The organism is Nocardia sp. JW2 (assembly GCF_051843015.1).
Taxonomy (GTDB): domain Bacteria; phylum Actinomycetota; class Actinomycetes; order Mycobacteriales; family Mycobacteriaceae; genus Nocardia; species Nocardia coubleae.
Genome location: NZ_JBPXLK010000006.1, coordinates 174,645 through 199,643, shown reverse-complemented (window position 1 = coordinate 199,643; position 24,999 = coordinate 174,645). Strand labels below are relative to the sequence as shown.

Genomic DNA, 24,999 nt, shown 5'->3' with positions numbered 1-24,999 from the left:
TCGGATGTCGCTGCTCTGGGTGGTGGGGCGGACCAGCCGGGCGGCAGGATCGGTAACGGCCGAATCCGACCGCTCGTTTATCGGCACCGGACGAGGCGAATATTCACGAGTCCTGGGCATTGCCTTGCGCTTTCAACCAGCACCACGGCGGCGCACAACACAGAAGGCGTCGATACCCATTGCGCCGCGTGTCTAAACTTGCTTATTATGGCTTTCTGAGCTGGTTGCCAGGATGCGAGAAGGTCCCGGCAACTGCCGGTCCGAAAATGCCGCAACCGGCATATCGGGCGAAACGGTTGAATCCTCCAATTGTCGGGGTTGTGGGGAATCCATAGCGCGTATTCGGCGACAGTGTGGTCGTCGGATCATCCTGGAACACGCTGGGATCTGGGCACACCATGTCCCAGAAGGCGATCCGGTGCTGCCAAATGACTTCCACCCCCGTTCACTTCCTGCTTGTCAAGGGTCGAGACACTGCTGTGACCTGCGCGCCTCTGCCGCGTCGACGGGTCGGCCGCGCGTTTCACGCCCGCGACCCGGGAAATCAATATTCGCGACAGTAGCTTGCATGAATCGTTAACAATTATTCGAAGGTGATCTATTACAGGTTAGCCAGTCAATTCACCACTGCCGAAAGCCAGAGTAATTGCGCACCGCATTCGCTGCGGTCGGTCTGCCATGTCATTTTGCTGAATTCGCTTTCATTTCCGGTGGTGCCGCATGTTTTGCGGGGGCAGGGACGGTCCGGTTTGTCGGCCTGCTCCTGGAATGACGCAATACACGGAGGTCCACATGACCCAGTCGAAGCACCATTTGGACAGCAGCTGGGAGCAGTCTGTTTCCGCGCCGGGCAACGGCGCGCATCCACACAATGGCAATGGCAACGGTTCCGGTCCGCGACCTCACGATGTCCTGCCGCTGTCCGCGGCGCAGCGTGGGATCTGGTTCGCGCAGCATCTTGCCCGCGAATCCCCGATTTCGGTGGCACAGTATGTCGAGATCGACGGGCCCGTCGACATCGATGGGCTCGTCGCCGCCTGTAAAACCGCCGGGCGCGAGTTCGGATGCGCGCACGTGCGGCTGGTCGAGGTCGACGGTGAGCCGTATCAGGTCGTCGACGAAGACCTGCCCTCGCCGGTGTCGGTGCTCGACCTACGCGGGGACGACGACCCGGTGGCCACCGCCCACGACCTCATGGTTCGCGACTATTCCGCCCCATTGGATCTGCGCACCGACCGGCTGATGAAATGCGTTGTCTTCCAAACCGGTAACGACCACTACCTGTGGTATCAGCGCGCTCACCATATCGTGCTCGACGGTTTCGCTGCGGTCACGATGATGCAGCGGATCGTCGAGCTGTACAACGCGGGGGTGTCGGGCGAGCAGGCCCCGGCGTCCACCGCGAAGGACCTGAGCGAAATCGTGGACCAGGACCTGGCGTACCGGGGTTCGACACGGTTCGACAACGACCGTGACTACTGGACCGAGCACCTCGACGGCGCCCCACCTGTCGTCGGCCTCGCGGGCCACGGCGGCACACCGACCATTCACCCGACGCTCGTCAGCGCGACCCTGCCCGACCACACCGCTCGACAGCTCGACCGGGTCGTCGCCGACCGCGGCACCAGCGTCACACCGGTGATCGTCGCCGCGTTCGCCGCCTACCTTGCCCGGATGACCGGCAGCGACGAAGTGTTGCTGAGTCTGCCGGTCTCGGGTCGCCATTCCGCGGTGCTGCGACGGTCCGGCGGGATGGTCGCCAATGTGGTGCCGCTGCGGGTGCCCGTCGCCGGAAACGGGACGGGTGCGGTGATCGCCGCGGTGCAGAGCGAGCTGACCAGCGCGCTGCGGCGGCAGCGGTACCGGCAGGAGGACATCTTCCGCGATATGGGGATCGCCCGCGACGAAACCGCGTCGTTCGGGCCGGCGATCAACCTGATGATGGTGAGCAACGAGATCGTGCTCGGTGCCACCGTCGGCCGGCTGCATGTGCTGACCTCGGGGCCCACGTCGGACCTGTTCGTCAATATCTATCCCGGCGCGGGCCGCGACAGCACCCACATCGATTTCCAGGGCAACCCGAGCGTCTACAGCGACGACGAACTCGCCGCTCACCACGCCCGGTTCCTGCGGTTCCTCGACGAATTTCTCACCGGCGGGCCGGAACAACCCGTCAGCACCCTGCCGCTACTGGAACCGGCGGAACGGGCCGTGCTGCTACCCGTGCGTGGACCGGAAACCGTCGGTGACCGGCTACTTCCCGATATCCTCACCGCCGGGGCACACCACGACCCGGCCGCTACCGCCGTCGCCGCGGCCACCACGACACTGACCTATCGCGAGTTGCATACCCGCTCCACCCGGCTCGCCCGGTACCTGATCGGTCGCGGTTGCGGGCCGGGGACAGCGGTGGCGATCGCCATGCGCCGTTCGGCCGAGGCGGTCGTCGCGGCGTGGGCGGTCGCGAAGTCCGGGGCCGCGATCGTGCAGATCGATCCGGACTATCCGGCGAAGCGCATCGAGCACATCATCGCCGACAGTGGTGCCCGAGTGGTCGCCACGCTCGACGCCGTACGGGACCGGCTGCCGAGTAGCGCGCCCGCGCTGGTCCTCGACGATCCCGCGATCCGCGACGCCTGCGCCGACAGCGGCGACGAACCGGTCACCGACGCCGACCGCGTCCGCCCGTTGCACGTCGGCGACCTCGCCTACCTCACCTACACCTCCGGTTCCACCGGTGTGCCCAAGGGTGTGCAGGTGACCCACCGTGGCCTGGCGAATCTGGTCGCCGACCGCAGCGACGCCTACGCGCTGAGCCCGCGATCGCGGGTGTCCTATGCCCTCTCACCGGCTTTCGACGCCTCCTTCGAACAGTTCCTGACCTGTTTCGCCAACGCGGCCACGCTGGTGGTCGTGCCGCCGGAGGTGATCGGCGGTGACCGGCTCACCCGACTGCTGGCCGATGAGCACGTCACCCATCTGACGTTGACGCCGGCGATGCTGGCGACCGTCGACCCGCATCCGCTGACCGAGCTGCGGGTGGTGGTGGTGGGGGGTGACGTATGCCCGCCGCATGTGATCGACCGCTGGTCACGGCACTGCGCGATGGTCAACGAATACGGGCCGACCGAGGCCACGGTGACCGCCGCGGGCGCACGGATCCGCCCCGGCCACGACATCACCGTCGGTGGCCCCGTCCGTGGTGTGGCGGCGATGGTGCTGGACCGTGGCCTGCAGCCGGTGCCGGTCGGCACGGCGGGCGAACTGTATCTGGCCGGGCCCGGCCTGGCCCGCGGCTACAACCGGCGCTTCGCCGACACCGCGGCCCGTTTCGTCGCCGACCCCTACGGCGATCCGGGGCAGCGCATGTATCGCACCGGCGATCTGGCCCGCTGGGTCGCGCAGGATTCGGAGGTTTCGCTGGAACTGCTGGGCCGCAGCGATTTCCAGGTGAAGATCCGTGGCTACCGGATCGAACCGGCCGAGATCGACGCCGCTCTCACCGCCCATCCGGATGTCGACCTGTCGGTGACCGTCCCCGTGCACAACAATGCCGGTACCACCGTCCTGGCCTCCTACGTCGTCCCCGTCGAGGATCACCGCGTGGATCCCGCGCAGCTGCAACTGTTCGCTCGCGAATCGCTGCCGCCGCACATGGTTCCGGCGGTGATCGTGCCGCTGGACCAGCTGCCGGTGAACGCGTTCGGCAAACTCGATCGCAGCGCGCTGCCGGAACCGGAATTCGGGGCGGTTCCGGCCGGGCGTGACCCGGAAACGGACCGTGAGATCCTGATGGCCGGCCTGTTCAGCGAGATCCTCGGTGTCCCCCAGGTCGGTGCCGACGACAGCTTCTTCGCCCTCGGTGGTGACAGCATCCTCTCGATCCAGCTGGTGGCGCGTGCGAAAGCCGTCGGGCTGGGTTTCTCCACACAGGACGTATTCGAGCACAAGACCGTCGCGGGGCTGGCCGCCATGGCCGCCGAGGCCGGTGGCGCACCGCAGTTGCGCGAGCTCCCCGGCGGTGGCGTCGGACCGATTCCGCTGTCACCGATCGTGCACGCCATGCTCGGTCGCGGGCATTACGACCGGTTCGCGCAGGCCACCCTCGTCGAACTACCCGACCGGCTCGACCCGGCACATCTGGCACGCGCCCTGCAGGCCCTGCTGGATCGTCACGACATGCTGCGCGCCGTCCTGCGTGTCGATGACTCCGACGAGCACCGCCTCGAAGTGCCTGCCCCCGGAACCATCGATGCCGACTCCGTCATCACCCACGTGACGCTGCGTCACCGCGACTCCGCCGAAGTCGACCGGCACCTACAGCAGGCCGCCGACCGTCTCGACCCCGCCGCCGGCGTCCTTGTGCAGGCTGTCCGGGTCCAGGACGGCACCGGCGCGGGACCGGACCTGCTGTGGCTGGTGGTCCATCACCTCGCCGTCGACGCGGTGTCGTGGCGGATCCTGCTCACCGACCTGGCCCGCACCTGGCTACAGGTATCCACCGGCGAGGACCCGCAGCCCGGCACAGGAACAACCTCGGTGCGCAGCTGGGTCCACGGGCTGACCGAACAGGCCGCCGCGCGACGCCCGGCGGAACTGGAACGCTGGAAAACCGTTCTCGCCGAGGGAAACCGGCTGCTCGGGTCACGGCTACTGGACCCCGAACGCGATGTCATGGCCACCGCCGACCGGATTCGGTTGCGTCTTCCCGCGGACATCACCGACGCCGTCCTCACCGGCATCCCGGCCCGGTTCCACGGCAGCGCCAACGATCCGCTGTTGGCGGCGCTGGCCCTGGCCACGGCACGGTGGCGGGCCCGCCGCGGTGACTCCGCGGGGACGGAACTGATTTCACTGGAAGGGCACGGCCGCGAGGAACAGGCGGTGCCGGGTGCGGATCTGAGCGCCACCGTCGGCTGGTTCACCACTCGATTCCCGGTCCGGCTCGACCTGTCCGGCGTCGATCTCGATGATGCCTTCACCGGCGGCCCCGCAGCGGGGGCGGCGATCAAACAGGTGAAGGAACAATTACGCGCGGTCCCGGACAACGGGATCGGTTACGGCATGCTGCGTTATCTCGACCCCGTGGGTAGTGCCGAGCTCGGGACCGCGTCGGAGCCCCAGATCAGTTTCAACTATCTGGGGCGGGTGGGTGTCGGCGACCACTCGGGGGCGTGGACACCCACCACCGAATTCACCTCGCTCACCGCGACGACCGATCGTCGGATGTCGTTGCCCGCGATCGTGGATGTGAACGCGATCGCGGTGCCCGGCCCCGACGGGCTCGAGCTCGAGGCCACCTGGGAGTACGCGACCGGCATCATGGACGCCGACGAGGTGTCCGAACTGGCCGATCTGTGGGTGCGGGCGCTGCACAGTCTGGCCGCGCATCTGCGCACCGAAAACGCAGGTGGTTTCACCCCGTCCGATTTCCCGCTGGTCACGGTCTCGCAGACCGATATCGATGGTTGGGCGCGGGAGTTCCCGGCGATGACCGATGTGTGGCCGCTGACCGCGCTGCAAACCGGGCTGCTGTTCCACACCCTCTACGACCGCGACGGCGACGACAGCTACATCGTGCAGGCATCACTGACCCTCGCCGGTGAGGTCGACGCCCAGCGCATGCGCCAGGCCGCCCAAACCCTCATCGACCGCCACGACAGCCTGCGCACCGCCTTCGTCGAAACCGCCGACGGTCCCCGCCAGATCGTGCTGCACAGTGTCCGGGCCGATTGGCGCGAAGCCGATCTCAGCGCCCACGACCCCGCCGGACGTGACCGCGAGATCCATCGCCTCACCACCGAAGCGACCGCACCGTTCGATCCCGCCCGCCCGCCGCTGCTGCGCTTCCAGCTGTTGCGCACCGGTGTCGGCGAGTATCGGCTGCTGATCACCGACCATCATCTGGTGCTGGACGGCTGGTCCATGCCGTTGCTGATCCACCAGCTCCTCGTGTTGTACACCGGCGGCGATGCCGGTGAGCTCCCGGCTCCGCGATCGTTCCGGGACTACCTGCAGTGGTTGCACTCCCAGGACGATGCCGCCGCCACGGCCGCCTGGCAGCGGATGCTGGACGGGGTGGACAACCCCACCCGGGTCTCGGGCCGCCCGGACCGTACGGGTGGTGCGGCCAGTGGTGAGGTCGGGTCCGACCTCGATGCCGCTACCGCCGCCGCGGTCCTCGATCTCGGCCGCTCCCACGGTGTCACCGCCGGCACCACCGTCGAGGTGGCGTGGGCGCTGCTGCTCACGGCTCTCACCGGACGTTCCGATGTGGTGTTCGGCAATACGGTGTCGCACCGTCCGCCGCAGCTTCTCGGCGTGGAACACATGGTGGGCCTGTTCATCAACACCCTGCCGGTGCGGGTGCGCCTCGATCCCCACGAAAGCGTCGGCGACCTGCTGATCCGGGTGCAATCCGAGCAGGCCGCGATGCTCGAGCACCGCCATATCGGTTTGGCGGAACTGCAGCGCGCCACCGGGATCGCGGACATGTTCGACACCGTCACGGTGCTCGAGTCCTATCCGCTGGACCGGGAGGGGCTGGCCCGCGATCTCGATGCGGCCGGGCTGCGGCTGATCGATCTCGACGCCCAGGACGCCACCCCGTTCCCGTTGAGCCTGCAGGTCACTCCGCCGCGTCCCACCGGCGACGACGCGGGCACCTACACGCTCACCCTGCGCTACGCCACCGACCGGTTCGACACCGATCAGGCCGCCACCCTGCTCACACGATTCGAACGGATCCTGACCCAGCTGGTCACCGAGCCCGCCATCCGCACTGCCGCTGTCACCCCTGGGCCCGGCGAACCGGTGCCTGCCACAGGTGCGCCCGCCGTGCCCGAACGAACCCTGCACGAGATTCTCGCCGCGACCGCTCACCGGTATCCCGATGCCGCCGCCGTCCGATCCGGCGACATCACTGTCACCTACCGTGAGCTGCGGCAGCGGGCGGGTGAACTCGCGAGCGTGCTCGTCGCTCGCGGTGCGCGTCTCGAAACGTTCGTCGCCCTGGCGCTGCCTCGGTCGATCGACCTGGTCGTCGCGATCTGGGCGGTCTCCGAAACCGGTGCCGCGTTCATTCCGCTCGATCCGGCCAATCCCGGCGAACGCATCGCCGGGATGCTGGCCGATTCGGGCACGAGCCTGGGTATTACGACCGCTCCCGTCGCCGCGCACCTACCCGGCACCGTGGACTGGCTGACCCTCGACGACGCCCCCACGCCTCACACTGCGCCGGCACCTTCCCGGCCGATAGCACCCGACAGCACCGCCTACCTGATCTTCACCTCCGGTTCGACCGGCACCCCGAAAGCGGTGCAGGTGACCCACCGCGGTCTGGCCGACCTGGTCGCCGCGCACACCGAGGCCTTCGGCGCGGACTGCACCTCCACGGTCTTGCAGGTCGCCTCACCGGGTTTCGACGCCAGCGTCTCGGAACTGCTGCTGGCCCACGGCAACGGTGCCTGCCTGCTGATCGCACCCCCGGATGTGTACGGCGGCGCGGACCTCACCGAACTGCTGCGCACCGCACAGGTCACCCACGCCATCATCACCCCGTCGGTGCTGAACACCCTCGACCCGGCGCGAGTACCGGACCTCACCGCGATCGCGGTGGTCGGTGAAGCCACCGGTGCGGACACCGTGCAGCGGTGGGCGCCCGGCCGACGATTGATGAACCATTACGGACCGACCGAAACCACGATCTGGGCAACCGGTTCCGCCGCCCTGCACCCGGGTGAGCCGGTGACGATCGGTGGTCCCGTCCACGGCGTCTCCGTCGCGGTCCTCGATATGTGGTTGCGGCCGGTACCAGTCGGGGTCGCGGGGGAGTTGTATGTCGGTGGTCCAGGTCTGGCGCGCGGCTATTTCGCCAGGCCCGCGACCACCGCCTCCCGTTTCATCGCCACCGGCGGTGGCGAACGCCTGTACCGCACAGGCGATTCCGTGCGCTGGATTCGCGGACGCACCGGGCTGGAACTGGAATACCTGGGCCGCAACGATCAACAGGTCAAGATCCACGGCCTGCGCATCGAACCGGGGGAGATCGACACCCAGCTCGCCCGCCATCCCGCAGTGGCGAGCGCCGCCACCGTCACCCGCACCGGCCCGACCGGTGAACCGATCCTGGTGTCCTTCGTCGTCGGCGCGCCGGGCAAAAGCTTCGACACGACCCAACTGCACGACCACCTCGACCGCACCCTCGCCCACTACATGCACCCCACGGCGATCATGGAGCTCGACGAAATGCCGGTGACCCCCACGGGCAAGATCGACCGTAAAGCGCTGCGACAGCACGAACTCAACGCACCCGACACCGCCGGACGCGCCCCCGCAACGCCCGCCGAACACACCATGGCGGAGCTGTTCGCGCAGGTCCTGAACCTGGACAGGGTGTCCGCCGACAGCAACTTCTTCACCCTCGGCGGCGACAGCATCGTCTCCATGCGCCTGGTCGCGCTCGCCCGGGCCGCCGGGCTCGCCCTCACCCCACGCGAGGTGTTCGAAGGGAAAACGGTGGCCGCGCTCGCCGCCACCGCTCGCCGCGACACCTCCGTAACGGGCACCGACGACACCTCGGGACCACTCGTCACCCTCGACGATGACGCGATCACCGCACTGCGGCAACAGTATCCGGGCCTGGCCGACGTCTGGCCGCTGTCGCCGATGCAATCGGGTATCCACTTCCACTCCACCTTCACCGCCGACACGGACAACTACACCGTCCAGACGTCTATCGACTTCACCGGTGAGATCGACGCCGAACGCCTGCGCCGAGCCACCCAGGCCCTGATCGACCGCCACGACATCCTGCGCGCCGGATTCGCCGAAACCGCCGCCGGACCACACCAGATCGTGCTCGACCACGCCGACACCGACTTCCGCGAAATCGACCTGACCGGCGGACAGGACCCACGCACCGCCACCGACATCGCCGCCGCCGACGCCGCAGCCGGTTTCGACCTGTCCGCACCGCCGCTGATCCGGTTCACCCTGATCCGCCTCGAATCCGGTGTGTATCGGCTGCTGGTCACCGATCACCACGTGATCCTGGACGGCTGGTCGATGCCGCTGCTCATGGGCGAACTGCTCGAAAACTACGGTGCCCCCGAGAAAATCGGCACCATCGGACCCGCGCCTTCCTACCGTGACTACCTGACCTGGCTACAGCACCAGGACCCCGCCGCGTCCAAATCAGCTTGGGCGCGGGAATTCGCGGACGTGGATTCCCCGACCCGCGTCGCCCGCGGCGCAGGCATCTCGGGCAACGCCGCCGAGGTGATCACCGACCTGCCCGCCGACCTGTACCGCGAGCTGCGTGGTGTCGCCGCCGACGCGGCCGTCACCGTCAGTACCACGATCGCCGCGGCCTGGGCGCTGAACCTGCGCGTCCTCACCGGCGAAACCGATGTCGTCTTCGGCTCGGCGGTGTCGGGCCGGCCACCGGAACTGCCACAGGTGGAGCGCACGCTTGGCATGTTCCTCAACACCATCCCGGTCCGGGTCCGGCTCGAGCCCGCCCAGACACTGCGCGACCTGCTCGTGCGGGTCCAGGAGCAGCATGCCCGCATGCTCGACCACCACTACATCGGGCTCCCCGAAATCCATCGCAGCGTCGGCGTCACCGAATTGTTCGACACCGCGGTCACATTCCAGTCGTTCCCCGTCGACCGCCCCGCCTTGCAACGACTCGTCGATTCCGCGGGCCTGCGCGCCGGCGAGATCTCCGGCGTCGACGCCACCCCGTTCCCGCTGAGCCTGGTCGTCGCACCCGCCCCAGCAGGTTCCTCGGGCCTTCGGATCACGCTCCGCTTCCTGACCGACGAATTCGACAGCACCCACGCCGACCACATCCTCACCCGGTTCGTGGACGTCCTCACCCGCATCGCCCTTGACCCAGCCACCCGGCTCGGTGCGCTAGCACTTCCCGGCGTACCGGCTCCCGCCCACCCGGACACCGCCCACCACACGCCGAACACCCTCGCGGGCATCCTCACCGCCACCGCCGCCCGCACCCCTGGTGCCGTCGCCGCGCAGTGCGGTGCGGCATCCCTCACCTACCGTGAACTCGACGAACAGTCCAACCGTCTCGCCCGCGCCCTGCTGCGTCGCGGTGCCCGGCCCGGCCGGATCACCGCCCTCGCGCTCCCACGCTCACTCACCGGCGTCGTGGCCCTGTGGGCGGCCGCCAAAGCGGGGACGGCGTTCCTTCCGATCGACCCGAACCTGCCCGCCGGACGGATCGAATTCCTGCTGTCGGACTCCGGGGCACCGCTCGGCATCACCGATGCAGCTACCGCCTCGAAACTGCCCGACGGCACGGACTGGCTGATCGTCGACGACGAACACACCCGTCGCGGCGTGGCCGCCGAATCGCCGGAACCGCTCACCACCCCCGGTGTGCAACCCGATCACAGTGCCTACGTCATCTACACCTCCGGTTCCACCGGCACCCCCAAAGGCGTCCTGGTCTGCCACCGGGCCCTCACCGACCTGGTCGCGGCACAACACCGGACACTGCATGTCGACGACCAGGCCACGGTCCTGCAGGTCGCGTCTCCCAGTTTCGACGCCAACCTGTTCGAACTGCTCATGGCACACGGATCGGGTGCACGGCTCGTCATCGCACCACCGGACGTGTACGGCGGCCGTGAACTGGCCGAGCTCGTTCGCCGCGAACACATTTCGCACGCGGTGATCACCCCGTCCGCGCTGGCCACCGTCCCCGCCGACGACCTCACCACGTTGCGGGTCCTGGCGACGGCCGGGGAACCGGTCGGACGGGAACTGGTCCAACGGTGGGCGCCGGGTCGCACCATGCTCAATCTCTACGGCCCCAGCGAAACCACCATCTGGGCAACGGCATCCGAACTGTCCGCCGACGCGCCCATCGGTATCGGCCGCCCCGTCGGCCCGGTCGCCGCCACCGTCCTCGACAGCTGGCTGCGACCCGTCCCGCAGGGCGTGGCGGGTGAGTTGTACCTGTTCGGTCCGGGGCTGGCCGAAGGCTATATCGACCGGCCCGGACTCACCGCCGCCCGGTTCATCGCCTGCCCGTTCGGTAACGGTGGCACCCGCATGTACCGCACCGGCGATCTCGTCCGCCGCAACGCCGACGGTGACCTGGAATTCGTGGGCCGCAACGACTTCCAGGTGAAAGTCCGCGGCTCACGTGTCGAACTCGGCGAAATCGACGCCTCGCTCACGGGCCGCCCCGACATCACCTTCGCGACCACCCTCGCACACACCGACCACGGGGGACCGGCACGCCTGGTGTCCTATGTGGTGCCCGCACCGGGAGCGGACGTCTCGGTCGAGTCCCTCACCGCCGCCCTCGCCGACGCGCTGCCCACCTACATGGTGCCCGCCGCCATCATGATCCTGGACGACGTACCACTCACCGCCCACGGCAAACTCGACCGGGACCGCCTACCCGAACCCCTATTCGCCGCCCGCGAATACCGAGCCCCCACCTCCTGGCCGGAAGAACTCGTCGCCGCCGCATACGCCCAAGTCCTCGGTGTGCACCGAATCGGCGCCGACGACCACTTCTTCGCCCTCGGCGGCGATTCACTCAGCGCCTCGCTGGTGGTCGCCCGGGTCGGTGCCGCGCTCGGTGTGCGGGTACCGGTGCGTGCCCTGTTCGAGGCACCAACCGTCGCCGCCCTCGCCCGCCACACCACCACTCTGCGCACCGGCGAACGGATCCCGCTCACCGCGCGCCCGCACCCCGAACCCCTGCCGCTGTCACTGGCCCAGCAACGCATGTGGTTCCTCAACCGGTTCGAACCGGAATCCGCCGCGTACAACATTCCCGTCATGCTGCGGCTCACCGGCGAACTCGACACCGACGCCTTGCGCCGCGCCCTCATCGACGTCATCGCCCGCCACGAAGTACTGCGCACCGTCTATCCCGAGACCGCGGGTGAACCTCGTCAGCTGGTGCTGGCCGAACCCGACCCTGCTCTGCACACCATTCCCGTCGACACCACAACCCTCGCCGATACCGTGAATACGTTCGTGCGCAACGGATTCGACGTCACCTCCGAGGTCCCGCTCCGCATCGGACTGTTCGATCTGGGCACCGGCGAATACCTGCTCGCCCTCGTCGTCCACCACATCGCGGGCGACGGGCAATCCATGAGCCCACTGGCCCGCGATGTCGTCACCGCCTATGCGGCCCGGGTCGGCGGGCACGCACCCCACTGGCAGCCCCTACCCGTCCAATACGCCGACTACGCACTGTGGCAGCGGGAAGTCCTCGGCGCCGCCGACGACCCCGAATCGCTGCTGTCCACCCAGCTGCGGTTCTGGCGGGAAACCCTCGCCGACGCCCCCGACCGGCTCGATCTTCCTACCGACCGCCCCCGCCCACCCGTCGCCTCGCTGGCCGGTGGCCGCATCCCCGTCGACATCGGCGCCGGTCTGCACACCCGGCTGCGCGAACTCGCCCACAGTCGCGGTTCCTCACTGTTCATGGTGATGCACGCCGCCCTCGCCGCCGTCCTGGGACGCCTCAGCGGCAGCGACGACGTCGTGATCGGCACCCCCGTCGCGGGCCGGGGCGAACCCGGCCTCGAGGATCTGGTCGGCATGTTCGTCAACACCCTCGCCCTGCGCACCGCTGTCGACACCGGTGAACCGTTCACCGAACTGCTCACCCGCGCCCGCGACACCGACCTGGCCGCCTTCGAACACGGCGATGTGCCGTTCGAACGGGTTGTGGAGGAACTCAATCCGCAACGCGCCGCCGATCGGCATCCGCTGTTCCAGGTGATGCTCGCCTTCCAGAGCCTGTCCGGTACCGACGTCGAGCTGCCCGGTGTCACCGTCTCCCGCGCCGATATCGATACGGGCCTGTCCCAATTCGACCTGCAACTGATCCTCGCCGACTCCTACGACGACGGGGGAGCAGCGCGCGGGCTCTCCGGAACGCTCACCTTCGCCCGCGACCTGTTCGACGAAACCACCGCCCGCGTATTCCGCACGCGACTGCTCCGTGTCCTCGAAGCCGTCACCACCGACCCCACCGAAGCCGTCGGCGATCTCGGCTGGCTCGACGACACCGAACACCACAACCTCTCGACCCGGGTCGGGCCGCGCCCGGCCGGCCCCCGGCCCCCGGCTCTGCTACCGGACGTTTTCGCCGCCGCGGTCAACGACAATCCCACCGGCATCGCCGTGGTCTCCGGCGACACCGAACTCACCTACCGCGAACTCGACACCCGTTCCAACCAGCTGGCACGGCGGTTGATCCGCCACGGCGCCGGGCCCGAACATCCCGTGCTCGTCGCCACCGGCCGCACCGCCGACGAAGTCGTCGCCTGGTGGGCGGTCGTCAAGACCGGTGCCCCCTACGTCCCGGTGGATCCCCGCTACCCGGTCGGCCGCATCGAACAGATGGTCACCGACTCGCGCGCCACCCTCGGCGTCACCCTGGCCGGCGCACGACCCCAACTTCCCGGCACCGTCGACTGGATCCTGCTCGACTCCGAAACCCCTGAACCGGCCGGCGAATCCACCGTACCCGTCACCGACACCGACCGGCTCCGGCCACTCCACGCCACCAACGTCGCCTACATCGTGTTCACCTCAGGATCCACCGGCCGCCCCAAGGGCGTCGCGATCACCCACACCGGAATCGCCGACTTCGTCGCCGGACAACGCCTCGGCACCCCGCCCCGCACCAGCGATCGCGTCCTGCACTTCGCCTCACCGTCCTTCGACGCCTCGCTCCTGGAAATTCTGCTCGCCACCGGCCGCGCCGCCACCCTCGTCATCGCCCCCACCGACATCTACGGCGGCGGCGAACTGGCCGAATTCCTGCGCGCCCACCGCATCACCCACGCCTTCGTCACCCCCGCCGCCCTCGCCTCCGTCGACCCCACCGGACTCGACGACCTCCAGCACATCGTGTCCGGCGGCGACGAGGTCCCCGCCGACCTCATCAACCGGTGGGCAGGCAGCGACCGCGCGGGCACCCGCGAATTCCGGGTCCTCTACGGGCCCACCGAAACCACCATGCTCGCCACCTCCACCCAACCGATCCGCCCCGGCGAACGACCCACCATCGGCACCCCGCTGCCCGGCATCCAGGCGCTGGTCCTCGACGACCGGCTCCGGCCCGCACCGGTCGGTGTCAGCGGCGAACTGTATCTGGCCGGACCAGCCCTGGCCCGCGGCTACCTCAACCGCGCCGCAACCAACGCCGACCGATTCACCGCCTGCCCCTACGCCGAACTCGGCAGCCGCATGTACCGCACCGGCGACCTCGTCCGCTGGAACACCCGTGGTGACCTGGAATTCCTGGGACGCAACGACTTCCAGGTGAAGGTGCGCGGCTTCCGCGTCGAACTCGGCGAGATCGACACCGCCCTCGGCGCCCGCCCCGACATCGCCTACGCCGTCACCATCCCACGCCGCGAAGGCACCGGCCCCGTCACGCTGGTGTCCTATGTGGTCGCGGCACCCGGTGCCGAAATCTCCGTCGACACCCTCACCACCGCACTCACCGACACCCTGCCCGCCTACATGGTGCCCGCCGCGATCATAGTCCTCGACCGGATCCCGCTCTCACCCAACGGCAAACTCGACCGCAAAGCTCTCCCCGAACCCGTCCTGCAGACCAAGCAGTTCCGTGCTCCCTCCTCACCGGTCGAGGAGATCGTGGCGGGCGTCTTCACCGAAGTGCTCGGCCTCGACCGTGCCGTCGGCGCCGACGACGACTTCTTCGAACTCGGCGGCAACAGTCTCGTCGCCACCCGCGTCGCCGCCCGCATCGGCGCGGCCCTCGACGCCACCGTGCCGGTCGCGATGATCTTCGACGCACCGACCGTCGCCAAACTCGCCGCCCGCGCCGAATCCCACGCCGACACCGGACGAGTGGCGCTCACCCCACAACCCCGGCCGCGGCACATCCCGCTGTCCTACGCGCAGCAGCGCATGTGGTTCCTCAACCGGTTCGAACCCGATTCGGCCGCCTACAGCATCCCCATCGTCATCCGCCTCACCGGCCACCTCGACACCGACGCCCTGCACCGCGCCCTCACCGACGTCGTCGACCGGCACGAAGTCCTGCGCACCCGGTACCCGCACATCGACGGCGAGCCAGCACAGGTCGTCCTACCGGCCCACCTCGCCACGCCACCCCTGCACCCCGTCCCGATCGACGACAGCGCGTTGCCCGCCGCGCTCGCCGCACTCCTGGGCACCGCATTCGACGTCACGACCGAAATCCCGTTGCGGGCCAGGCTCTACGACACCGGTCCCGACACCTGGGTGCTTGCCGTGGTCCTGCACCACATCTGCGGCGACGGATCCTCCCTCGCCCCACTGGCCCGCGACATGATGACCGCCTACCAGGCCCGAGTCGACGGCCACCCACCCACCTGGACACCGCTACCGGTCCAGTACGCCGACTACGCCATCTGGCAGCACACCGTCCTGGGCGCCGCACACGAACCCGACTCGCTGCTGCGCGCGCAAATCGACTACTGGACCGCGCGACTCGCCGATCTACCGCCGCTGCTCGAACTTCCCACCGACCGTCCGCGGCCACCGATCCAGACCTACACCGGTGGCAACGTCGAACTCACCGTCGACGCCGACCTGCACACCGCCCTGGAAAAGGTCGCGCGCGCCCACAACAGCACCCTGTTCATGGTGTTCCACGCCGCCCTCGCCGCCACTCTCGGCCGCCTCGCCGCCACCGACGACATCGCCATCGGCACGCCCTACGCCGGTCGCGGCGAACCCGAACTCGACGACCTCGTCGGCATGTTCGTCAACACCCTCGTCCTGCGCACCCACCTCACCGACCACATGACCTTCACCGAACTCCTCGAACACGTCCGAAGCGACGACCTCGCCGCATTCGGCCACGCCGACGTCCCGTTCGAACGGCTCGTCCAAGAACTCAACCCCGTCCGCTCCCACGCCCACCATCCCCTGTTCCAGGTGATGCTCGCCTTCCAGAACCACACCACCACCGACTTCCGACTACCCGGCCTCACCGCCTCCGCCGTCGAAGCCGACACCGCGACCTCCCTGTTCGACCTCCAGATCACCGTCTCCGACACCCACGACAGCACCGGCGCACCCACCGGAATGAACGGCACGATCACCTACGCCACCGACCTGTTCGACCCGGCCACCGCCACCACCATCGCCGAGCGCCTGCAACGGATCCTGCGCGCACTCGCCACCGACCCCACCCGCCAGATCCACGACGTCGACCTCCTCGACACCGGCGAACGCGACGCCCTCCTGCACCGGTGGAACCACACCGAACACCCCCTCGACCCCCACGAAACCCTCGCAAGCCTGTTCACCCACGCCGCACACACCCACGCCGACCGGCCCGCCGTCGAATCCGGCCCCGAAACCCTCACCTACGCCGAATTCGCCGCACGCGTCAACCGGCTCGCCCGTTGGCTCATCGCCCGAGGTGTCGGCCCCGACACCCTCGTCGCGCTACGCATGCCCCGATCCCTCGACCAGGTCACCGCCGTCTACGCCGTCCACGCCGCCGGCGGGGGATACGTCCCCATCGACCCCGCCCACCCCGCCGACCGCATCGACTACATGCTCACCACCGCAGCACCCGTCCTCGAACTCACCTCCCTCGACGGAATCGACCTCACCGGCTACGACGACACCCCCGTCACCGACACCGACCGCCGCGCCCCACTACGACCCGACAACATCGCGTACGTCCTGTTCACCTCAGGATCCACCGGGCGGCCCAAAGGTGTTGCCGTACCGCACAGGGCGGTCCTCAACCAGCTCCACTGGATCATCGACACCTACCGGCTCAGCACAGCCGACACCGTCCTGCAGAAGACCCCCGCCACCTTCGACGTGTCGGTCTGGGAACTGTTCGCCACCCTCGCCGTCGGCGCCCGCCTGGTGATCGCCCGACCCGACGGACACACCGACCCCGCCTACCTGGCCGACACCATCGCCGACCGGCAGGTCACCGTCACCTCCTTCGTCCCGTCCATGCTCGCGGCCTTCGCCGACGCCGCCCCCGCGAGCTCCCTGGAGTCGGTGCGCGCCTTGCTGGTCGGCGGCGAAGCGTTCGGCGCCGACGTGGTGTCGGCCGCGCGCCGCGCCATGCCCCACACCGAACTGCACAATCTCTACGGCCCCACCGAATTCGCCGTGCACGCCACCGCCCACCACGTCACCCACGGCGACACCGGCAGCATCCCCATGGGCACACCGGTGTGGAACGTCCGCGCCCACATCCTCGACACCCGCCTGCGCCCGGTCCCGCCCGGGGTAGCGGGGGACCTGTACCTCGCCGGCAACCAGATCGCCCACGGCTACCACGCCCGCCCCGGCCTCACCGCGGAACGATTCGTCCCCGACCCGTTCACCGCGGGCCGGCGCATGTACCGCACCGGCGACCGTGCCCGCCGCCTGCGCACCGGCGAACTGGAATACCTGGGCCGCACCGACTTCCAGGTGAAACTGCGCGGCCTGCGCATCGAACTCGGCGAGATCGAAGCTGTCCTCGCCGAGCACCCCACCGTCGCCCGCGCGATCGCCGCCGTCCACACCTCCGGCACCGGCGACCGGCTCGTCGCCTACCTGATGCCCGCGGCAGGCCACGACCTCGACACCGACGCCGTCATCGCCCACGCCGCCGCCGAACTCCCCGACTACATGGTGCCGACCACGGTCATGGTGCTCGACACCGTGCCGCTGACCGACTCCGGCAAACTCGACCGCAAACACCTACCGGAACCGGTATTCGACGTGGGGGAGTTCCGGGAACCGGAATCCTGGCTCGAAGGCGAGGTCGCCCGGGTCTACGAGCACGTCCTCGGCATGGCCCGCGTCGGCGCCGACGACGACTTCTACGCCCTCGGCGGCAACTCCCTCAAGTCGGTGCAGGTGGTCAGCGAACTGCGCAAGGAACTCGACTACGAGGTGCCCGTCAGCTGGATCCTGTCCGACCCGCGCCCCACCGACCTCGCCAGACGCATCGAAACCGGAATGCGCACCGGACACACCACCACCGAACCGACAACACCCGGATTCGATGTCGTGCTCCCCATCCGCACCACCGGAACACAACCCCCACTGTTCTGCGTCCACCCAGCCTCCGGCCTGGCCTGGTGCTACCGCCCGCTCGACGAATACCTGACCGAGGACCGACCCATCTACGGAATCCAGGCACCACAACTGAGCGGCGAACCAGGGTCCGCGACCATCGAAGACACCGCCCGCCGCTACCTCGACGAAATCCGCGCCATCCAGCCGCACGGCCCCTACCACCTGCTCGGCTGGTCACTGGGCGGCCAGATCGCCCACGCCATCGCCGCCGAAATACGCGCCGCCGGAGAACAAGTCGCGCTACTGGCCCTGCTCGACGCCGAAGCCGACGGATTCGATCCCACCGCCGTCACCACCGTGACGGCCGGTGAACTGGTCGCCAACCTCGGCCCGGTCATGGGTATCGATTTCGTCCCCACCGACGCCACCGCCGAGGAAGCCGCCGCCCTGATCGAACAGAAACTGGGGGAGCGGCTCGGTATCGACGCCGCCCTCATCCAGCACATGACCGATGCGTACAACGAATCGATCCGGGCCGCCGCCGACTGGCGACCACCGGTAATCGACTGCGACATGCTGTATTTCACCGCCACCGGCGAACGACGCGACGACGCGACCGGTCATCGGGGATGGGCACCGAGTGTGCGCGGGCACATCACCGATATCGACATCGACGCCACCCACCTGGCAATGACCGAACCCGCGGTCCTGGCCCGCATCGCCGGTGTCCTCAACGAACAACTCGATCGGGAGGTCGCCGGGCAGAGCGGCTGAGCGGAAATCGGGTAACCCGGTACGCATGGACGTACAAGCATTCGAATCCCGCGCGACCGACGCCGAACTCGACGACCTGCGCGCACGATTGGCCGCGGCGCGGTTGCCGGAAGCGGAGACGGTCTACCGGCCGGGACCCGACCCGCGCCGGTGGGATCAGGGCGTTCCGCGCGCCGACCTCGTCGAGGTGGTGCGCTACTGGCGCAGCGGATACGACTGGCGCTCGTTCGAAGAGCGCCTCCACCAGATCGGCCAGTTCCGCATGACCATCGACGAGCTCGGCATCCACTTCCTGCACCGCCGATCCCCGCGCACGGACGCCACACCGCTGATCATGACGCACGGCTGGCCCGGCAGCGTCGCCGAATTCACCGACATTGTCGACGAACTGGCCGACCCGAAAGATGCCGCCGCACCGGCATTCCATGTCGTCGCCCCCTCTCTGCCGGGCTTCGGCTACAGCGACAAACCGACCACCACCGGGTGGGGAACCGAAAAGATCGCCGCCGCATGGGTAGAGCTGATGGGCAGGCTCGGCTACCGCCGGTTCCTGGCGCACGGTGGCGACTGGGGCGGCAATATCACCACGGTGCTCGCCGGCAGGTTCCCGGACCGTGTTCTCGGCATCCACACCCTGTTCGCCGAAGCACCGCCCGGGCTGACAACAGACGGACTGACGTCGATCGAACGCAAGTGGACCGAGGAAACCCGCGACTTCTGGCAGTACCGCGCCGCCTACGCCAAACAGCAGGCGACCCGACCACAGACCATCGGCTACTCCCTCGTCGATTCCCCGGTCGGGCTGCTGGCCTGGATTCTCGACAAGTTCGCCGAGTGGTCCGACACCGACGACAGCCCCTTCGAAGCGATACCCATGGACCGCGTCCTCGACGACGTCACCCTCTACTGGCTGACCCGAACCGGCGCCTCGGCAGCCCGCATCTACTACGAAAGCCACGCCTCCCTCGACCCGGATCTTCGCGTGGACGTCCCGTCGGCGATCACGATGTATCCGGCCGACATCGAGAAGTGCCCGCGACCATGGGCGGAGCAAAGGTACCGGCAGATCGTTCGCTGGACGACGCCCGAGACCGGGGGACACTTCCCCTCGCTCGAGGTTCCGGAGTACTTCGTCAAGGACCTACAGGAAGGGCTCGCGACAGTGCTGGCTGCTGATCGATGACCGTGCGAGCGCATCGGGCCGGATCGACCGAGTCATCGCGTGAACATGCCGTCGAGGACCGCGTCCAGCTCGGTGTGTGCGGCAGCCATCGCCGTTTCGCGCGAGCGTGACGCGGCGACGAACATCGCGAGCTCGTTGAGCCCACCCAGCAGCAGGTGTGCGAGCACTTTCGGGTTGTGCCGGGGGAGTAGTTCGCCCTGTTCGTGTGCCGCGACGAGCAGATTCTTGACCAGTCCCAGGGAGCGTCCGCCGTCGATTTCGCGCCAGCGCGCCCACCCGAGGGCGGCGGGCGCTTCCACGAAGAGGATCTGCCGGACGGTCTCGTCGGCCAGCTGATCGACGAAAGCGTGGCTGACCGCACGAACCCGTTCGACCGGCGAACCTGTCGCCGCATGCGCCGACAGCGTGTCGACCACGCCGTGATCGACCGCCGCGAAGCAGGCCTCCATCAGCCCGACCATGCTGCCGAAGTGGTGATACAGCGCTCCCCGCGTGACACCGGCGGCCGCACACACCTGCGCGGTCGTCACCTCGGCGAAGCCGTGCTCGGCGAACAGCGCGGTACCGACGGCGATCAACGTCGCCCGAGTCCGTGCCGCACCTGCCTCGCGAACCGTTGCCATCTTGCCTTCTCTCATCCAATGACATACACATTGTATGTGACATACAGTTTGTATGTGAAACCGAGGGAGTGGCCGTGATGCTGAAGATGAAGTCCACCTGCGAGACCTGCTCGGCACCGTTGCGCGACGACGCCGAGGCGTTCATCTGCAGTTATGAATGCACATACTGCTCAACCTGCGCGGCAGACCACGGAGTGTGCCCGAACTGCGCGGGGGAGTTGGTTCGGCGGCCGCGGCGCACCACCGGAGCCGCCGAGATCGCACGCCGAGCACCGGCCCGGCTGCGCCGCAAGATCTGGGGGAGCGGGCCATGAGTCGTGAATGAGTTCTCGTCTCCGCAGGTGCACTATCTGCAGACCTTCACCGTGAGCGCAGATATTCGATCGCCGCAGCCAAACGGACCGGGTCGTCACCGAATGCACCCAGCCCCGCATTGCACAACGAGCACAGCAGGCCTCGGACGGCGCCTGTGCGATGGTCGTGATCCACCGCTAACGGGGACTTCACGAGCGCTTTTCCATCGCGCCGGGGACGACCGCCGACCCTTGCGGTATCAATATCGGATTCCGGTGACGCGCAGATCGCGCACCGAAACTGCTGGAGTACCCGGAGCTCGTCATATCGTTCTGGGGTAATGCGATACTTCGCCCACAGATTCGCCCGGCGCGCCTCGGTAGGCAGCTGGAGGGCTCGACGCGCACGCTGATAACAAGCCTGGCAGAGTGCATTCCCGGCCGTAGACCGAGCGAATCGCTGGCGCGGTTTCTCTGCGCCACAGCCATTCTCGGCATTGCACACCAGGTTGCACATCAGGTCATCGGCCATGAACCGAGAGTTTGCCAGGAGATACCGACATTCATGTTACTTGACATAGTGTGCATTATCGGCGTTTTAACCGGGGCGGTCGGTAGGGGTTTCGCGAACTTTGTGGCAGCGTATGCAACTTGGCAACGCGTGCCCATGACCCCATTCAGCACCCCATTCAGCGGCCGACCCGCTCCGCCCGGAACAGCTTGTCGTCACCAACTCGTCCGTACAGACGGATTGCTCGCGCCGAGCCGTTTCGGTCGATTTCCAGCCTCCGGCCATTCATGACCATTCGGGATGAATGCCGCCGCCCAGGGCTTGATCTGCAGGTAAGCGCGAAGAAGGCCGACCGGTGGTTGCTCGGCGCACTCCCCCTCCACTTCCCCAACCCCTTCATTTCGTCACTGTGACGAAATGAAGGGGTTGGGGAAGGACTCAGCTGTACAGAGCTTCTACTTCGGACGCGTACTTCTTCATGACCTCGGCTCGGCGGAGGGACATTTTCGGGGTCAGTTCGCCGGTGGCTTCGGTCCAGTCGGTGGGCAGGATCCGGACCTTCTTGATGCCCTCGGCCTTGGAGACCAACTTGTTGGTGTCAGCGACAGCTTGGTCGATGTCCGCGCGGAGGGCCGGATTGTCGACGAGGTCTTCGACAGGGGTATCGGCAGGGATGTTGTTGCGCTGCTTCCAGGCTGGAAGGGCTTCGGGGTCCAGAGTGACGAGGGCGCTGACGAAGGGCCGACCGTCGCCGACAACCATGGCCTGACCAACCAAGGGATGGGCACGTAGGGCGTCTTCCATGAGGCCGGGTGAAACGTTCTTTCCACCCGCGGTGACCAGGATTTCCTTCTTGCGGCCGGTGATCGTGAGGTAACCGTCTGCATCGATGGCGCCCAGGTCGCCGGTGCGGAACCAGCCGTCCACGAAGGCGTCCGCGGTGGCGTTGGGGTTGCCCCAGTATTCGCCGAAGACCACAGGTCCGCGCAACAGCAGTTCACCGTCGTCGGCGATCTTGACGCCGTGGCCCTCGATGGGCCTGCCGACGGTACCGACGCGGGTGTTGCGCGGGGTGTTCACGGTGATGGCAGCCGTGGTCTCGGTGAGCCCGTAGCCTTCGTACACCGGGATGCCCGCACCACGGAAGAAATGCCCGAGCCGTGCGCCGAGTGGGCCGCCGCCGGAGACAGCCGCACCGCATCGGCCGCCGAGTGCGCGACGCAACTGCGCGTACACGAGCGCGTCGAACAGGGCGTGCTCGAGCTTGCGTAGCAGGCCCGGCCCGCCGGTGTCGAGCGTCTCGCTCCACACGATGGCGGTCTCGGTGGCCCGGTCGAAGATGCGGCCCTTGCCGTCGGCGTGTGCCTTCTGCTTCGCGGCGTTGAACACCTTCTCGAACACGCGCGGCACGGCGAGGATGAAATCGGGCCGGAACTCGGCGAATTGGTCGACGAGGGTCGCCCAATCGGAGCTGAAGGAAACGATCACCTTCGCGTCGAGCGCGGCGAGTGTGACCGCCCGGGCGAAGACGTGCGCCAACGGCAGGAACATCAGGGTGCGGTTGCCCTCGGTGACGAACTCCCCCAGCGCGAGCCGGTCGGATTTGGATTCGGCGTAGAGGTTGGCGTGGGTGAGCAGCACGCCCTTGGGGCGGCCGGTGGTACCGGAGGTGTAGATCAGGGTCGCGGGCGAGTCCGCGCCGACACCGGCACGCCGGGTGTGGACGGCCTGGTCGTCGAGGTGGGCGCCGCGGGCGGTGAGTTCGGCGACGACGCCCTTGTCGATCTGCAGGATCTCACGCAGGTCGGGCAGTGCGTCGGCGGCGATCTCGTCGATGACGCGGCGGTGCTTGTCGCTGTCGACGATCAGCAGCCCGGTGCCGGAGTCCTGCAGGATCCATTTGGCCTGTTCGGCGGCGGAGCTGTCGTAGATGGCCACCGTGCAGCCGCCGACCGCCCAGATGGCGTGGTCGAGCACGACCCATTCGTAGCGGGTCGGCGCCATGATGGCGACCCGGTCACCTGGTTCGATACCGGTGGCGATGAGGCCTTTGGCCACGGCGGTCACCGTTTTCGCGAATTGGGCGGCGGTGATGTCGGCGCCCGCGACACTGAACAGCACCGTGTCGGGCGATTCTTCGCCGTACCGGAACACGCTGTCGGAGTTGTTGGCGTTGTCCGGAATCACGTACGACGCCGGGGTTTCGAACTCTCGCATCAGTGCCCTTCCACGGTTGCCGGTTCCTGGCGGTGATCGAGGCCGAGGCGGTGCAGGCCACGCAGATCATAGGCGTGGGTGGCCGCGAAACCGAGGACCAACCCGATGGCCAGGCCGGCGATGGTCATCCAGAGGCCGCGGCTCAGGCCTGCCTCGAGGTTTCCGTCGAAGAACATGATGGCGCGCACGGCGAGGTAGATCTGGTGCATCGGTTCGAACGAGGCCATGTCGGCGATCCAGCGCGGTGTCGCTTCGAGCGGGATGGTGCCCGAGGACGACGGGATTCCGAGGACGACGAAGACGATGAGGTTGATCATCAGGCCCGCGGTGCCGAAGGCGGCCATCACGGACAGGCCGGTGATCGCGATGGCGATGATGGCAAGGGTGCCGTAGAGGAACAGCATGAGCGGGCGTTCGATGCTCATGTCGAGCAGGGCGCCGACGGCAAGGAACGCGGCGGAGGCGAGTGGCGCACTGATGACGGCGATGGCCCATTTGATGAGCAGGGTGCGCCAGCGGCTGATGCGGGCGGGGGTGGTCGGCTTGTGCCACGGCCCGTATTCGGCGGGGACGAATCCGAGGGACCCGTCGACGAGGGAGTTGATCATCATGGCGCCGCTGAAGCCGACGATCAGCAGGACCAGGGTGTAGAAGAAGGCGGCGAGGCCTTGGCCGGTGCCTTCGGGCAGTGGGTGGTAGGCGCTGACGACGACGTCGATGGGCTCGGCGAGTTGCAGCTGGGCGGCGCCGCTGAGCGGGGTGCTGCCGATCGCGGCGCGGACTTGGTCGGCGAGCTGGGTGCCGACGGTGGTGTTGACCTCGGTCATCGCCTTGTCGGCGATGGTCTGCATGATCTGGGCGGCGAGGGTGCCCGCGCGGGGGTTGGTGAGTACGGAGATCATCGGCTGTTCGACGTCGCCGGTGACGACGGAGGCGGCACCGAGGATGGCGACGCGTTTGGTGAAGTCGCCGGGAATGATGATGGCGCCGTACACCTCACCGTTGCGCAGTTGCCGGTGGGCCTCGTTGATGCCGACGGTGCGCAGGTCGATCTTCTCGGCCGGGACCTGCTCCCCCAGCGCGGTGGAGATCTGCGTGCCGAGGTTGGTGGGTTTGCCCGCGAGGGTGTCGCCGACGTCCTGGTTGACCAGGGCGATCGGGAAGTCGTGCAGGTGTTTCTCGGGGTCGGCGGTGTAGCCGAGGTACATGGTTCCCAGGAGCGCGGCCAGCACGGTGACCAGCGTGATCGGCGCTAACCAGTCACGGATCGGCATGCTGCGCGGTCGGCGCGTCGGCGCGGTGTTGTCAGTCATGGCATGCGCAAATGTAGTCACC

Annotated in this window: 7 protein-coding genes; 3 read left to right on the top strand and 4 right to left on the bottom strand. The window is 68.0% G+C overall.

Translation table 11 applies throughout. The features are described from left to right. Nucleotides 1–792: 792 nt before the first annotated feature. Nucleotides 793–18,837: an amino acid adenylation domain-containing protein gene (locus ACSVDM_RS11840; RefSeq protein ID WP_439264679.1), complete on the top strand. Its 18,045-nt coding sequence runs from the start codon at nucleotides 793–795 to the stop codon at nucleotides 18,835–18,837. 25 nt (nucleotides 18,838–18,862) lie between these two features. After that, nucleotides 18,863–20,020, top strand: coding sequence for an epoxide hydrolase family protein (locus ACSVDM_RS11835; RefSeq protein WP_439264677.1), 1,158 nt, complete (start codon nucleotides 18,863–18,865; stop codon nucleotides 20,018–20,020). A 32-nt stretch (nucleotides 20,021–20,052) separates the two neighbouring features. Here the strand turns inward: ACSVDM_RS11835 and ACSVDM_RS11830 are convergent, their stop codons facing one another. Further along, the gene (locus ACSVDM_RS11830) at nucleotides 20,053–20,643 is read right to left on the bottom strand and encodes a TetR/AcrR family transcriptional regulator (protein ID WP_439264675.1); all 591 of its coding nucleotides are present in this window, start codon (nucleotides 20,641–20,643) and stop codon (nucleotides 20,053–20,055) included. A gap of 77 nt (nucleotides 20,644–20,720) precedes the next feature. Here ACSVDM_RS11830 and ACSVDM_RS11825 point away from each other — a divergent pair, with 77 nt between their 5' ends. Then, on the top strand, nucleotides 20,721–20,957 hold the full coding sequence (locus ACSVDM_RS11825; protein ID WP_439264674.1) for a DUF1272 domain-containing protein: 237 nt from the start codon (nucleotides 20,721–20,723) through the stop codon (nucleotides 20,955–20,957). 46 nt (nucleotides 20,958–21,003) lie between these two features. On the opposite strand, the gene ACSVDM_RS11820 is transcribed toward ACSVDM_RS11825, so the two are convergent. The 3 genes from ACSVDM_RS11820 to ACSVDM_RS11810 all read right to left on the bottom strand — a co-directional run bounded on the left by ACSVDM_RS11820 (nucleotide 21,004) and on the right by ACSVDM_RS11810 (nucleotide 24,977). After that, a complete protein-coding gene (locus ACSVDM_RS11820; protein ID WP_439264810.1) occupies nucleotides 21,004–21,453 on the bottom strand; it encodes an endonuclease VII domain-containing protein in 450 nt (149 codons plus the stop codon). A gap of 432 nt (nucleotides 21,454–21,885) precedes the next feature. Beyond that, the gene (locus tag ACSVDM_RS11815; protein WP_439264672.1) at nucleotides 21,886–23,664 is read right to left on the bottom strand and encodes an AMP-dependent synthetase/ligase; all 1,779 of its coding nucleotides are present in this window, start codon (nucleotides 23,662–23,664) and stop codon (nucleotides 21,886–21,888) included. Continuing rightward, nucleotides 23,664–24,977 (bottom strand): DUF3533 domain-containing protein, encoded by a 1,314-nt coding sequence (locus ACSVDM_RS11810; RefSeq protein WP_439264670.1) that lies wholly within the window; start codon nucleotides 24,975–24,977, stop codon nucleotides 23,664–23,666. The genes ACSVDM_RS11815 and ACSVDM_RS11810 overlap by 1 nt, the downstream gene beginning before the upstream one ends. Nucleotides 24,978–24,999: the final 22 nt, after the last annotated feature.

Excerpts from the sequence above, each read along its gene's own strand:
- ACSVDM_RS11840 (WP_439264679.1), top strand. The coding sequence starts at position 793 with ATGACCCAGTCGAAGCACCATTTGGACAGCAGCTGGGAGCAGTCTGTT.
- ACSVDM_RS11810 (WP_439264670.1), bottom strand. The coding sequence starts at position 24,977 with ATGACTGACAACACCGCGCCGACGCGCCGACCGCGCAGCATGCCGATC.
- ACSVDM_RS11830 (WP_439264675.1), bottom strand. The coding sequence starts at position 20,643 with ATGGCAACGGTTCGCGAGGCAGGTGCGGCACGGACTCGGGCGACGTTG.
- ACSVDM_RS11820 (WP_439264810.1), bottom strand. The coding sequence starts at position 21,453 with ATGTGCAACCTGGTGTGCAATGCCGAGAATGGCTGTGGCGCAGAGAAA.
- ACSVDM_RS11835 (WP_439264677.1), top strand. The coding sequence starts at position 18,863 with ATGGACGTACAAGCATTCGAATCCCGCGCGACCGACGCCGAACTCGAC.
- ACSVDM_RS11815 (WP_439264672.1), bottom strand. The coding sequence starts at position 23,664 with ATGCGAGAGTTCGAAACCCCGGCGTCGTACGTGATTCCGGACAACGCC.
- ACSVDM_RS11825 (WP_439264674.1), top strand. The coding sequence starts at position 20,721 with ATGCTGAAGATGAAGTCCACCTGCGAGACCTGCTCGGCACCGTTGCGC.